General features: G+C 72.9%; 11 protein-coding genes. 6 read left to right on the plus strand and 5 right to left on the minus strand.

Annotated features, from left to right (window positions below):
* Nucleotides 1-62 precede the first annotated feature (62 nt).
* Nucleotides 63-2,372 carry a thiamine pyrophosphate-binding protein gene (locus Voc01_RS35355; protein WP_203932006.1) on the plus strand — a complete coding sequence of 770 codons (2,310 nt, stop codon included), beginning with the start codon at nt 63-65 and terminating at the stop codon, nt 2,370-2,372.
* A gap of 43 nt (nt 2,373-2,415) precedes the next feature.
* Here Voc01_RS35355 and Voc01_RS35360 read toward each other — a convergent pair whose 3' ends face one another.
* The 3 genes from Voc01_RS35360 to Voc01_RS35370 form a co-directional block, all read right to left on the minus strand.
* Nucleotides 2,416-3,441 (minus strand): LacI family DNA-binding transcriptional regulator, encoded by a 1,026-nt coding sequence (locus Voc01_RS35360; protein WP_203932007.1) that lies wholly within the window; start codon nt 3,439-3,441, stop codon nt 2,416-2,418.
* Between the two features lie 18 nt (nt 3,442-3,459).
* A complete protein-coding gene (locus Voc01_RS35365) occupies nt 3,460-6,483 on the minus strand; it encodes a galactose-binding domain-containing protein (protein WP_239160702.1) in 3,024 nt (1,007 codons plus the stop codon).
* Between the two features lie 116 nt (nt 6,484-6,599).
* On the minus strand, nt 6,600-7,805 hold the full coding sequence (locus tag Voc01_RS35370) for an MFS transporter (protein WP_239160703.1): 1,206 nt from the start codon (nt 7,803-7,805) through the stop codon (nt 6,600-6,602).
* Nucleotides 7,806-7,876: 71 nt separating this feature from the next.
* Here Voc01_RS35370 and Voc01_RS35375 point away from each other — a divergent pair, with 71 nt between their 5' ends.
* From Voc01_RS35375 to Voc01_RS35395, 5 genes are all read left to right on the plus strand, one after another.
* Nucleotides 7,877-8,284 carry a TIGR03618 family F420-dependent PPOX class oxidoreductase gene (locus tag Voc01_RS35375; protein ID WP_203932008.1) on the plus strand — a complete coding sequence of 136 codons (408 nt, stop codon included), beginning with the start codon at nt 7,877-7,879 and terminating at the stop codon, nt 8,282-8,284.
* Nucleotides 8,285-8,424: 140 nt separating this feature from the next.
* Nucleotides 8,425-9,297 (plus strand): DUF1444 domain-containing protein, encoded by an 873-nt coding sequence (locus tag Voc01_RS35380; RefSeq protein WP_203932009.1) that lies wholly within the window; start codon nt 8,425-8,427, stop codon nt 9,295-9,297.
* Nucleotides 9,298-9,529: 232 nt separating this feature from the next.
* Nucleotides 9,530-9,733, plus strand: a complete 204-nt coding sequence (locus tag Voc01_RS35385; protein ID WP_203932010.1) for a cold-shock protein — start codon at nt 9,530-9,532, stop codon at nt 9,731-9,733.
* Between the two features lie 136 nt (nt 9,734-9,869).
* Nucleotides 9,870-10,088: a hypothetical protein gene (locus tag Voc01_RS35390; protein WP_203932011.1), complete on the plus strand. Its 219-nt coding sequence runs from the start codon at nt 9,870-9,872 to the stop codon at nt 10,086-10,088.
* A 148-nt stretch (nt 10,089-10,236) separates the two neighbouring features.
* Nucleotides 10,237-11,589, plus strand: coding sequence for a TerD family protein (locus tag Voc01_RS35395; RefSeq protein WP_203932012.1), 1,353 nt, complete (start codon nt 10,237-10,239; stop codon nt 11,587-11,589).
* Between the two features lie 6 nt (nt 11,590-11,595).
* Here Voc01_RS35395 and Voc01_RS35400 read toward each other — a convergent pair whose 3' ends face one another.
* Both Voc01_RS35400 and Voc01_RS35405 read right to left on the minus strand, forming a co-directional pair.
* Nucleotides 11,596-11,922, minus strand: a complete 327-nt coding sequence (locus Voc01_RS35400) for a hypothetical protein (RefSeq protein ID WP_203932013.1) — start codon at nt 11,920-11,922, stop codon at nt 11,596-11,598.
* A 43-nt stretch (nt 11,923-11,965) separates the two neighbouring features.
* Nucleotides 11,966-12,868 carry a LysR family transcriptional regulator gene (locus tag Voc01_RS35405; RefSeq protein ID WP_203932014.1) on the minus strand — a complete coding sequence of 301 codons (903 nt, stop codon included), beginning with the start codon at nt 12,866-12,868 and terminating at the stop codon, nt 11,966-11,968.
* Nucleotides 12,869-12,876 lie beyond the last annotated feature (8 nt).

Genomic DNA, 12,876 nt, shown 5'->3' on the forward strand with positions numbered 1-12,876 from the left:
GGCGTGCACTATAGTGCAAGCTCAGTGCAGCGCAGTTCCCGCCGACCGCTCCGAGGTGCTCCATGACGATCCACGTTGACGACGCCCTGCTGCGGTCGATCTCCCAACGGGTCCTGTGGCTGTCGACGGCGATCGTCGACGCCGCCAACCGGGGCCGCCCGAACTCCAGCGGCGTGAAGGTCGGCGGCCACCAGGCGTCGTCGGCCTCGATGGTCGACATCATGGTCGCCCTGTGGTTCTCCTGCCTGACCGACCGCGACCGGGTCTCGGTCAAGCCGCACGCCTCCCCGGTGCTGCACGCCCTCAACTACCTGCTCGGCGATCTCGACGCCTCGTACCTGACCCGGCTGCGGGAGAAGGGTGGCCTGCAGAGCTACCCCAGCCGCCTGAAGGACCCCGGCACCGTCGACTTCTCGACCGGCTCCGTCGGCATCGGCGCGACCGCCGCGCTGTGGGCGGCCGTGGCGCACCGCTACGTCTCGTCGCACTTTCCCGGGACCCCCGACGCGGGACGCTTCATCAGCCTGCTCGGTGACGCCGAGCTCGACGAGGGCGCCATCTGGGAGGCCGTCGCCGACCCGCAGGTCGCGTCGCTGGGGGAGCTGCTGTGGGTGGTCGACCTGAACCGGCAGTCGCTCGACCGGGTCGTGCCCGACATCCAGATCCAGCGCCTGCAGGGCATGTTCACCGCCGCCGGCTGGCAGGTGCTGACCCTCAAGTGGGGCCGGTTCATCTCCGCGGTCTTCGACCGGCCCGGCGGCGACGAGCTGCGCCGGCGCCTGGAGGAGATGCCGAACGAGGAGTACCAGCGCATGCTGCGCGTGCCGCCCGACGAGGTGGCCGACCGGATCCTCGCCGGCCAGGGCTCGCCCGGGCTGCGCGAGGTCGTCGGCGCGCTCACCGCCGACCAGCTCAGCGCCGCGGTGCGCGACCTCGGCGGCCACGACCTGGGCCTGCTCACCTCGACGTTCGACAAGGTCGACGACCACCGGCCGACCGTCGTCTTCGCCTACACGGTCAAGGGCCGCGGCCTGCCCACCGAGGGCCACCCGAACAACCACTCGGTGCTGCTCACCGAGGCCCAGCTGCACGCCCTCGCCGACGCGTCGGGTGTCGCCGTCGACGACCCGTGGGCGCCGTTCGTCCCGGGCAGCGCCGAGGCCGGCCTGTGCGAGGAGCGCGGCCGCACGCTGCGCCGGCCGGACCTGACGGCCAGCGCGCCGCTCGCCGTGCCGCATACCCTCGGGCACCCGCACCGCAAGCCGGTCTCGACGCAGGCCGCGCTCGGCAGGCTGCTGGCCGACCTCGTCCACGACGCCCCCGAGACGGCCGCCCGGCTCGTGACCTGCAGCCCCGACGTCGCCTCGTCGACGAACCTCGGCGGCTGGATCAACAAGACCGGGGTGTGGGCGGTCAAGGAGCGGCGGGACTGGTTCGCCGACGACGCCCAACGGCTGCTGCGCTGGTCGGAGCGGGCCACCGGGCAGCACATCGAGCTGGGCATCGCCGAGGTCAACCTCGTCGGGCTCCTCGGCGAGCTCGGCACCACGTGGTCGCGCTGGGGCCAGCGGCTGATCCCGGTCGCCACGATCTACGACCCGTTCGTCTCCCGGGCCCTCGAGCCCTGGTCGTACGGCATCTACGCCGGCGGCCAGTCCATCCTGGTCGGCACGCCCTCGGGCGTGACGCTCGCGCCGGAGGGTGGCGCGCACCAGTCGATCACCACGCCGTCCATCGGGCTGGAGCAGCCCGGCTGCACGGCCTGGGAGCCCGCCTTCGCGCAGGACCTGGAGTGGACGTTCCTGCACGCGATGTCCCGGGTGGGCCTACCCGGCGGACGCTCGTCCTACTTCCGGCTGTCCACCCGTCCCCTCGACCCGGCCCTGGCCGACCTTCCCGACGACCCGGCGCTGCTCGAACGCCGCCGGCGCCAGGCCGTCGCCGGCGGCTACCGCCTCAGCCGGCACCCGGCCGACCGCGACCAGGTCACGCTCGTCGGGGTCGGCGCGATCATGCCCGAGGTCCTCGCCGCCGCGACGCGCCTCGCCGACCGGTCCGTCACCGCGGGCGTGGTGTGCCTGACCAGCCCGGACCTCGTGTTCGAGTCGCTGCGGCACCGCGCCGACCGCGACGCGCGGGGCGGCGGCATCGTCGACGAGTTGTTCCCGCCGCACGCGCCGGCACCGCTGGTCACCGTCCAGGACGGGCATCCGCACACGCTGGCGTTCCTCGCAGCGGCCCGCGGCGACCGGATCCGCAGCCTCGGCGTCACCGAGTTCGGCCAGTCCAGCAGCGTCGAGGACGCCTACGCGCTGCACGGCATCGACACGGCCAGCATCGTCGACGCGGCGCTGACCCTGGTCGGGCTCTGACGCCCGCGGAGTCGGCGGGAGAGCGCTTTCCGGGCCCGGGGTCTCAGGCCGACTGGCGGATCACCAGCTCGGGTTCGAAGATCACCGACTCGACCCGCATCCCCGGGTTCTCGATCCGCTCCAGCACCATCCGGGTCGCCCGGGCCGCCATGTCCTCGAGCGGATGGCGCACCGTCGTCAGCGCCGGCCGGGACGCGAGCGCGGCGCTGCTGTCGTCGAACCCCACGACCACGACGTCGCCCGGCACCTCCCGGCCCCGCTCCGACAGGGCCCGCAGCGCACCCTGCGCCATCAGGTCGTTGGCGACGAACACGGCGTCGAGGTCCGGGTTCTCGTCGAGCAGCCGGTGCATGGCCTTCTCGCCGCTGTCGTGCGTGAAGTTGCCCTCCACGGCCGGCACGAACGCGTGGCCGTGTCTGGCCATCGCGCGGCGGAACCCCTCGTCGCGGTCCTGGGCGGCGGGCGCGTGGGCGGGACCGGTGACCATCCCGATCGTGCCGCGCCCGAGCCCGACCAGGTGCTCGGCGGCGAGCGCGGCACCGGTGTCGTTGGCCAGGTCGACGTAGCTGATCGGGGTCGGCTCGGCGGGCCGCCCGACCATGACCGCGGCGATCCCCGCGTCGCTGAGCTGACGGGGCAGCGTGTCGTTCGGGTGCAGCGACAGCACGACCGCGCCGTCGGCCTGGCCCTGGCCGAGGTCTCCGACGAGCCTGGTGCGCGCCTCCGTGGTGCCGACGAGCTGCAGCCCGAGCTGGATCCCGGCCGGCCGCAGGACGCTCATGATGCCCCCGACGACGCGTCCGAAGTACGGGTCGGAGAAGAACTGGCTCATGAACGGGTCGTCGTCGTGGCTCTCCGAGTCCGACACCACGAGGGCGACGGTGCCGCTGCGCCTGGTCACCAGCGAGCGGGCGGCCCGGTTCGGGACGTAGCCGATCTTGGTGACCGCGCGCCACACGATCTCGTCGAGCTTCGGGTCGACGTTGCGGATCCCGTTCACCACACGGGAGACGGTGGCGCGGGAGACCCCCGCCTCCCGCGCCACGTCCTCAAGGGTCGGCTTACGCATGAGGGTATGTGTAGCAGTTCACCGCCGGTATACGCCGAACTCCCACAGCGAGTAGCCCCAGCCGGTCGCCCGACCGGTGCCCAGAACCCTGACGTAGCGCCCGGTGCCGCTGACATCGAGGCTGTCGAACCCGCCGTCGCCGGCGTTCGTCGAGTGGACCGCGGTCCAGGTGTTCCCGTCGGTGGAGGTCTCGATCCGGTACGCGGTCGCGTAGGCGGCCTCCCACGCGAGCTGCACGTGGTCGAAGCTCTGCACCGAGCCGAGGTCGACCCGTAGCCACGCCTCGGGGACCCACTCGCTCGCCCACCGGGTGCCGTGGTTCCCGTCGACGGCCCGCTCGGGCAGCTGCGGGCCGTCGGTGCCGGTCGGCTGGTACGACGACGCGGTGACCGGCCGGTTCAGCGACAGGTTCGTCCCGCCGACGGCCGGCGGCACGACCCGGAACGACCGCTGCTCGATGCCGACGTTGCCGTGGCCGTCGTAGGCGTACACGTAGACCTTCCACACGCCCAGCGTCTCCGGCGCCGTCACCGTGAACCGGTTGCCCGACTCCGTGAACCGCAGGTGCCGGAAGCCGCGGTTGCCGGTGACGTGCTTGTCGCTGGCCATCAGGTGGTAGCGGATCAGGTCGCCCTGCGGGTCGGTCGTCGCCACGTCGATCGTGAGCTGGCCGCCCGCCGGAACGGCCGTGGCGTTGGCGACGGTCATCGACGTGATCTCCGGGGGAGTGTTGCCGGTCGGCTGCCCGGTGTACGCCTGCTTCAGCGCGTGGTAGCCGTGCCGGCGCCACCCGCCGGTGAGGGTGTTGAGCCACACGCCGCCGAAGTCGTTCTCCAGGCCGTAGTGGAACTCGGTCGCGCCGAGCGCGACACCGGGGTGGCCGAGGACCGCGTTCCAGCTCGCCGTGTACATGGCGCGCTTCTGGAGGTCGGTCGGTTCGTCCGGGACGCCGTTGGCGTCGTTCGGCACCTCCCACTCGCCGTCGGGCCCGGCCTCGGTGACGATGTACGGCCTGGTGTGGCCGCCGGCGATCCAGTCGGTCCGCACGGTGTCGATCGCACCGTAGGAGTTGACCGCGAGCAGGTTCAGCGCGGGGCTGTACGCCTTGTAGTAGGTCCACGCGTACGTGTAGGCGTCGGTCGAGGTGACGGGGTGGTTCGGGTCGGCCGCCCGGATCGCGACCGCGACCTCGTCGACGAACTTCGCGTAGGCGACCCGTCGCGCCTCGACGACGTCGGCGGGCAGGCCGTGGTCCTGCATCGTCAGGATGACCTCGTTGCCGACGTCCCACATCAGCACGCCCTGCCGGCCCTTGAGCGCGTCGACGCGGGCGACGATCTCGTTCTTCACGGCCGTCTTGTGGGCGGTGTCGTTGACGTAGTCCGCGCCCTGGTTGAGCCAGTGCCCGACGATCACCTTGATCCCGTGCCGGGCGGCGGTGTCGAGCAGTTGCGGGGTCTGCGCGTCGTCGACGCCCCAGGTGCGGATCGTGTTGACGCCCATGCTTTTCAGGTCGCGCATGTAGCCGTCACCGGCGTTCTGCGGCGGCCCGTACGTCAGTCCCTTGATGAGGTAGGGCGCCCCGTTGACCTGCAGCTGCCAGTTTCCCTGCGTTCCGGTGACCCGGACGGTGCTCGGCCCCGCCGGTACCGGCGGGTCGGTCATCGCGGTCGGCGCGGTTCCGGTCTGCCGGGAGACCGTGACCCGGTCGACGCTCAACACGCCACCGGACGTGGTGGTCGCGACCGGCGTGGTGCGTCCGGCGACCGCGTTCGGCAGCGAGCCGCCGATCGCGAGGTCGAGCCGGAGGTAGAAGCCGTGGTGCACGGCGGCCTGCCAGGCGGCCACGCCGACCTGGCTCTCCCGCACCACCCACGTCTGCCGGCCGTCGAGGTAGAACCGGATCTCCTCGTCGGTCTTCGTGCGGTCGATGATCTGCGTGTACTCGTGGTAGCCGGCCGTGCAGCCGGCGCAGCTGGCGAAGCCGCTGGTGCGCCCGTCGTACTCGTTGCAGACCCCGGCCGGCGCGGTTCCACAGTGGAGGGTCTGCGCGAGCTGCCCGCGTCCGTTGACGTCGACGGCGATGTCGGTCTCGCCGACGCCGGGCCAGTTGGTGTAGGTGCCGCGGTAGGCCGCGCCGGTCGCGCGGAAGCCCGGCCAGTATCCGGTTCCGTCGGCGACGTCGGGCTGGCGCAGCACCGCTTGGAACCGCAGCAGCTGACCGGGCTGCGGGGCGAAGTCGGTGCGCTGGGTCTCCAGGCGCCCCGACGTCCAGGTGCCGGCGCCGTCGCGGACGGCGCGGATCTGCAGGCGCCCGTTGCCGTCGAGGAAGACGTTGTTCGTGGACGCGCTCGCGGTCTCGACCGAGCCGGTGCCCCAGTTCGCCGCGCCGCCCGGATACCGGGTTCCGGTGCGCAGCAGCCAGTTCGCGGCCGAGGGCGAGGTGTTGGCCGGGCCGGTGAAGTCGTCGGACCAGACCGTCTCCCAGGTGCCGGGCTCACCCGGTCCGGTGGAGCCGTAGACCTGGAACTCCCAGAGCGAGTAGCCGTAGCCGGTGCCGCGTTCGGTGCCGTACATGCGCACGTAGCGGCCGCTGCCGGTCACCGCGAGGGTCTGCGTCCCGCCGGTGCCGTTCGTGGTCGTGTGGACCGTGGTCCACGACGTCGCGTCGGCGCTCGTCTGGAGCTGGAACGCCCGGCCGTAGGCGGCCTCCCACCGCAGCACCACCTGGCTGATGGTGGCGACGGCGCCGAGGTCGACCTGGATCCACTGCGGATCGGACCACTGGCTGCCCCAGCGCGTGCCCGGGTTGCCGTCGACGGCGTGCGACGCGGGCAGGTCGTCGCCCTGGAGCGAGGACGCGACGGCCGGCCTGCCCTGGGAGAGCAGCGTGTCGGCCGCGGGGGCGGGGGACGCGACGGCGACGAGGGACGCCGCGAGGAGCCCGGCGGCCGCGGCGAGCCGCGCGACCCGCGGCGGTGGACGGCGGCCCGCGGATCCGCGCGGGACGCGTGGCGGACGTGGGTGCAGGGTTCGTCGCACGGAGAGCTCCTGGGGGTGGGTGACGGCGGCGGTCTTGGAGAGCGCTCTCCCAGTTGGCCCATCGTGCGCCGCGCGGGGATGACTGTCAAGCCCGTCGATGCCCCGCCGGCGCGACGTCAGCGGGGTTCCGCGGACCGGGCCACGGGCGGCGGCGTGCCGGCGCGGGCGGCGATCCCCACCGCCGCGACGAGGCAGGCCGCCCCGACCCCGGCGAGCACGGCGCCGTAGCCGCAGACGCCGAGCAGCCCGGCCGCGGCCGCCGGCGCCACGGCCCTGGACACCGTCACGGGCGTGGCGAGGATGCCGTTGATGGTCCCGTAGGCGAGGGTCCCGTAGCGGTCGGCGAGCAGTTGCGGCCGGGCGAGGCTCGCGACGCCGAACCCGATCCCGAACGCGGTGACCCCGACGGCCGCGCCCGCCGGGCTCGCGGCGACCAGCGGCAGGACGAACGCGCCGGCGCCCTGTACGGCGAAGACCACGGTGACGACCGTCGTCAGCCGCCACCGCCGGTGCGCGGCGGTCAGCAGGAGCCGCCCGGTGACGGACATGACACCGAGGAGGCCCGCCACAGACGCGGCGAACACCGCCGGGTGTCCACTGTGGACGAGGAACCCGACGAGATGGACGGCCATCGTCGCCATCGCCGCGCTGTGGGCCACGAACGCGGTGGCGAGGAACCAGAACCGCGGGTCGCGCACCGCCGCCCGCACGGTTCCGGCGTGCGCCGGGTCCGCGTCCCGCGCCCGCAGGGCGGGCGGTGGACGGACGAGAAACGCGTGCAACGGCACGGTCAGCGCGCCGTGGACGCCGGCGAGGACGAGCAGCGCCGTACGCCAGCCCCACCGGTCGACGAGCGCGGCGGTCAGCGGCATGAAGATGGTGCTGGCGAACCCGGCGACGATGACGACCGCGAGCACCGCCCGGCCGCGGTGCGGCGGGTCGAACCAGGACACGACGACGGTCAGGGCCGTTTCGTAGAGCACCATCGCGGTGGCCAGCCCGATGCCGATGAGCACCGCGTACAGCTGGGCGACGGTGCGCACCTGCGACCACGCCACGACCAGCCCCGTCGCGAGCAGCGAGCCGGTCGTCATCAGGGCCCTGCCGCCGTGCCGGTCGAGCCACCGCCCGACCGGCACCGACAGCACCGCACCAGCCAGAACCGAGGCGGTGAGGGCACCGGTGACCACGGCCGTCGAGGCGTCGAGCGCCAGCGCCATCGGCCGCAGCAGCACGGCGAAGGCGTAGTAGAGCACACCGAAGCCGACCGTCTGGGTCACCGCGAACGCCGCGACGATGGCCCAGCCGCGCCGGTTGACCACCGCACCCTCCGAATCCTCGCCGCCCGTCACATCGCCGGGTCCGACGATGGCCGCCCCGATACGATCACGCGGTGTCGAAACCACCGCTTCCCGACCACCTGCGTCGCCTGCTCACCAAGCCCAACCCGGCCGTCATCACCACGGTCCGCCCCGACGGGCACCCCGTCTCGGTGGCCACGTGGTACCTGTTCGAGAACGACCGCATCGTGGTGAACATGGACGCTGGACGCAAGCGCCTGGACTACCTGCGCCACGACCCCCGGGTCAGCCTGACCGTCCTCGACGAGGCCGGCTGGCACACGCACGTCAGCGTCACCGGCACCGTCACCGACCTCCGCGACGACGACGGCCTGGCCGACATCGACCGGATCGCCCGGCACTACATCGGCAGGCCGTACCCCGACCGCGACCGGCCCCGCGTCACCGCTCTGGTGGACCTCACGTCGTGGCACGCCTGGGGACCGAACTCGCGCGCCTGACGGCGCTGCGCCCGGGCCGTCGACTCGGGCGCCGCCGACGTGTTGGCGCGCCGGGTCACCGTCGCGGGGCGGCGGCGGGCCGGGGTTACTGGCTAGGCTCCGCACACGACGGGGGAACCACGGGGGACAGGGGACGGTCGATGACGGAAGCGGGCTGGGACGACCTCAAGGCGATGCGGTGGCTGGTCGCGGTGCGGGCGCGCATCCTCGGATACCGGTACGAGGAGGTGTCGCCGGACGTCCTGGCCATCATCGAGCCGGACGGCCAGCGGCACACCGTCTCGCTGGCGCCGCTGAGCCGGGCGGCGACGGCGTTGCCGCGATCGGAATGGACGGCCGCGGTCGACGAGTTCCTGACCCGCACCCTCGCCGTCGACGGCGACGACGCCGAGGACCTCGACGCGATCCTGCCGCTGCTGCGTACCAAGCTGGTCCCGGAGGAGGCGGCCGAACAGGGGTCGGCGGTCTACGGCGAGTTCGGTCAGGACCTCGTCGAAGGGCTCGTGGTCGACCGGGCGCTGACCATGGAGTGGGTCACCACGGAACGGGCGGAGCGGTGGTCGGCCACCGAGGGCAGGTTGCTGCGGCGGGGACGCGAGAACGTCCGCGCCGGCGGTCGCCTCGACGTGGCCACGGAGGAGGTCGGCGGGGTCCGGGTGACGCTGCTGACCGGTGACGACTACGCCTCGACGCACCTGTTCTGGCTCGACGAGTACGGCCTGGTGGGTGAGCACGGCGCGCTGGTGAGCGTGCCGAGCCGGACGTCCGTGCTCGTCGCACCGATCGTGGCCGGTACCAACGGTTTTGCGTACCTCGGCGCCATGGCGCAGCTCACGATGGTCGCGTACGGCGAGGCGCGGCACCCGGTCATGCCGCGCATCTACCACTGGGAGCCGCGGATGATGGACGTCATGGGTCAGGTGCTCGGGGCCGCCCTGCTGCAACGGTCGGGTGACCGTATGCATGTCATCGTCAACCCGGCCTTCCAGGAGTCGCAGGAGGCGCTGGTCTGAACCGGGCCACCGCCACGGGTGATAACCGGCGTGTTGGACGGAACATCGCCGGTTCCCTGTGCTAGCGTGTCCCGTGTTGCAGTTTGATTCTCCGAATACTTTGCCGCGCCTGGTGGGTATCCAGCCACCAGGCGCGTACTTGTATGGCCGGCATTCCGCCGGAGCAAGGTGATCAAAGCGGTGACTCCGAAGCCACACGGTGTGGCTTCATCTGCCTTGCGAGGAGCGAGACATGTCTGTCGGTACGGTCAAGTGGTTCAACGCGGAAAAGGGCTTCGGCTTCATCACCCCCGACGGCGGCGGTGCTGACGTCTTCGCCCACTACTCGGCCATCGCGTCGAGCGGCTACCGCAGCCTCGACGAGAACCAGCGGGTCGAGTTCGAGCTGACGCAGGGCCCGAAGGGCCCGCAGGCCGCGAACATCCGCCCCATCTGATCCGGTCCGGTCACCGTCCCACCGCGGCGTTGGTTTTTCCACGCAGCGTGCTGGGACGGTGACCGTTTCGGTTTCGCGATGTTTCTTTGCGCTTTCGGATGACCCGTTCGACCGGTCGTCGTACTACGGTCGATGCGTGAGAGTCGAACAGCACTGGTGGAACGGCGAAGCCGGTCTCCGCCGACGCCGTGACGTCTTCATCCGCACCGACGGCGAACGGTGGGAGGTCGAGGCCCGCGCCGGCGGAAACCCCGGCCGCTCGAAGGTGCACCCCTGCCCGGGTCGCCAGTCCGCGGAGATTCTCGCTGACGCGTGGATGGTCGCCAACATGCAGTGGCGCTCGATGCCCCGCTGACCCGGCGCGCCACCCGCCTACATCCCCGTAAGGCACAGGTCGAGAAACGACCCCTTGGTGGTCGGTTCGGCCACTTTGTCCTGCGCCGGTTGTACGGAATTGCGACCCCGGACGGCGGCGGTTGACAGCGTCAGGTAAGGGTATGCACATGACGGTACTGAGCAAGGGCGCGAACACGCCGGTCCGGAGCACCGCCGTACGGGCGGTTCTCAGCTGGAGTCCCGGGCCGACGGTGCCCGACGTCGATGCGTCCACCCTGTTGCTCGGTGCCAGCGGCAAGGTGCGCAGCGACGCCGACTTCGTGTTCTACAACCAGCCGCAGCACGCCTCCGGCGCGGTCACCTACCTCGGCAAGGAGGGTGGCGGAGACGCCATCCGGATCGACCTCGACCGCGTCGAGCCCGAGATCCAGCGGGTGATCATCGCCGCGTCCGCCGACGGTGGGACGTTCGGACAGGTCACCGACCTGTCGCTGGCGATCGTCGACGCCGCGTCCGGCGTGGAGCTGGCCAGGTTCGCCGACATGAAGGCGTCGAGCGAGACCGCGTTCGTCGCCGGCGAACTGTACCGCCGCAACAACGAGTGGAAGTTCCGCGCCGTGGGCCAGGGCTGGGACTCCGGTCTCGCCGGGCTGGCCACCGCCTTCGGCATCAGCGTCGACGACGACCCGGCACCGGCCGCCGCCGCGCCACCGCCCGTCGCCCCACCGGCCCCGCCCGTCGCGGCACCCGTCGCCCCGCCGGCCCCGCCCGTCGCCCCGCCCGTGGCGCCACCCGCGCCGCCGGTCGCCCCACCGGCCCCGCCCGTCGCCCCGCCCGCCCCGCCTGTCGCGCCGCCGGTCGCGCCGCCCGTGGCCGCGCCCGCGCCGCCGGCTCCGGCTCCCGCGGCGCCTCAGCCCGCCGCGAAGGTCACCCTCACCAAGGGCGAGTCCCGCGTCTCGCTGAGCAAGAGCGGTGCCAACGGCGGCCTGCTGCGGGTCAACCTGAACTGGAACTCCCGGCCCAAGCGCGGCCTCTTCGGCCGTGGCGGCGCGATCGACCTCGACCTGGCCTGCCTCTACGAGTTCATCGACGGCTCGAAGGGCATCGTCCAGGCGATGGGTGACGCGTTCAAGGGCCAGCACCTGCTCGGCAACGAGCCGATCTGCTGGCTCGACGGCGACGACCGGTCCGGCGCCAACACCGCCGGCGAGAACCTGTTCGTCAACCTGAAGTACGTGCAGCTGATCAAGCGGATCGTGATCTTCACGTTCATCTACGAGGGCGCTCCGAACTGGAGCGCCGCCGACGCCGTCGTCACCCTGCACCCGGTCGCCGGGCCGCAGGTGGAGGTGCGGCTCGACGAAGCCGACAACTCGGCGCCCACCTGCGCCATCGCGTTGCTCACGGTGAACAACGGCGACCTGACGGTGCAGCGCGAGGTGCGGTACCTCCGCGGATACCAGGACGCGGTCGACCGGGCCTACGGCTGGGGCCTCAACTTCACCCCCGGACGCAAGTGACGGCACTCACCGCGGGGTGACCCGGAAGTACGAGGTCACCCCGGAGTAGGACCACGTCCGGGTCTGCGGGTCGCGGAGCAGGTGACCGCGGTCGTGCAGCCCGACGAGGTGCCCGCGGATCGACGGTGGCGGCCCGGGGAGCCAGCGGTGCCCCGGGCACACCAGCAGGCCCTCCCGGTACAGGTCGTCCATCGCCGCGTCGACCGCGTCGACCACCCGGTCGTCCGGTCCGTCGAGCAGGTCGCCGGGCATGCGGTTGAGCACCGCGCTGATCTCCGCGGGCTGTCCCGGCGCCTGCACCGCGGTCGCCGCGGCGACGAGGTCGGCACGCATGCGGCGACCGTACCCACCGGGCCGGGCGCGCAACCGGCGCCCGTCACGGCCGTCGGGACAGGATCGCCCCGGAGACGAGGAGGGCGGCCGCGCCGGGTTCGTGGCGGCCGCGCCGGTGCACGAGGTCGAGCCGGCGGGCGCCGACCGGAGGACCGTCGAGGATCCGGACACCGGGGACGTCGGCCGGCAGGGCCAGCGCCGGCACGATTCCGGCGGCCAGGCCGGCCGCGACGATGGCGAGCACCGCGGGGAACTCCAGGCACTCGTGCGGGCGGTCGAGGACGACGCCACGGTCGGCCGCGACCCGGTCGAGGACGCGCCGCGACGCCGAGCCGGGCGGCCCGTCGACCCAGGGCCGGCCGACCAGCGCGTCGACGCCCGCCACCGGTCCCCAGCCGACCGGCACCACGATGCGGTACGGGTCGTCGAACAGCCGCGTCGCGGCCAGCCCGCGGAGGTCGGCCCCCGCGTCGGCCCCCGAGTCCGTCTCGGTGACGAGCAGGTCGAGGCCGCCGGCGCGCAGGGCCGCGCGTCCCGGTCCCGGCTCGATCTGTCTCATGTGGACGGTGACCGCCGGCGCGGTCGCCGCCAGCGCGACCGCCGCCGGCGCCACGATGTGCCGCACCGCGGTCGGGAACGCGCCGACCACGACGGGCCCGGCGACCTGACCGGTGAGCCCGGCCAGGTCGTGCTCGGCGGCGGCGAGCGCCTCGGCGACGCGGGCCGCGTGCCGGGCGAGCAGCCGGCCCGCGGCGGTGAGCCCGGCCGCGCGGCGGCCGCCGAGCCGGGACCGGTCGAGCAGGGTCACGCCCGTCTCGGCCTCCAGCCGGGCGATGTGCTGGGAGACCGCGGACGGGGTCAGGTGCAGCACCGACGCGGCCGCGAGCACCCCGCCCGCGTCGGCCACCGCGCGCAGGACGACCAGCCGCCGCGGGTCGATTCGCATTCAGTCAC

Source organism: Virgisporangium ochraceum (genome assembly GCF_016863655.1).
Classification (GTDB): domain Bacteria; phylum Actinomycetota; class Actinomycetes; order Mycobacteriales; family Micromonosporaceae; genus Virgisporangium; species Virgisporangium ochraceum.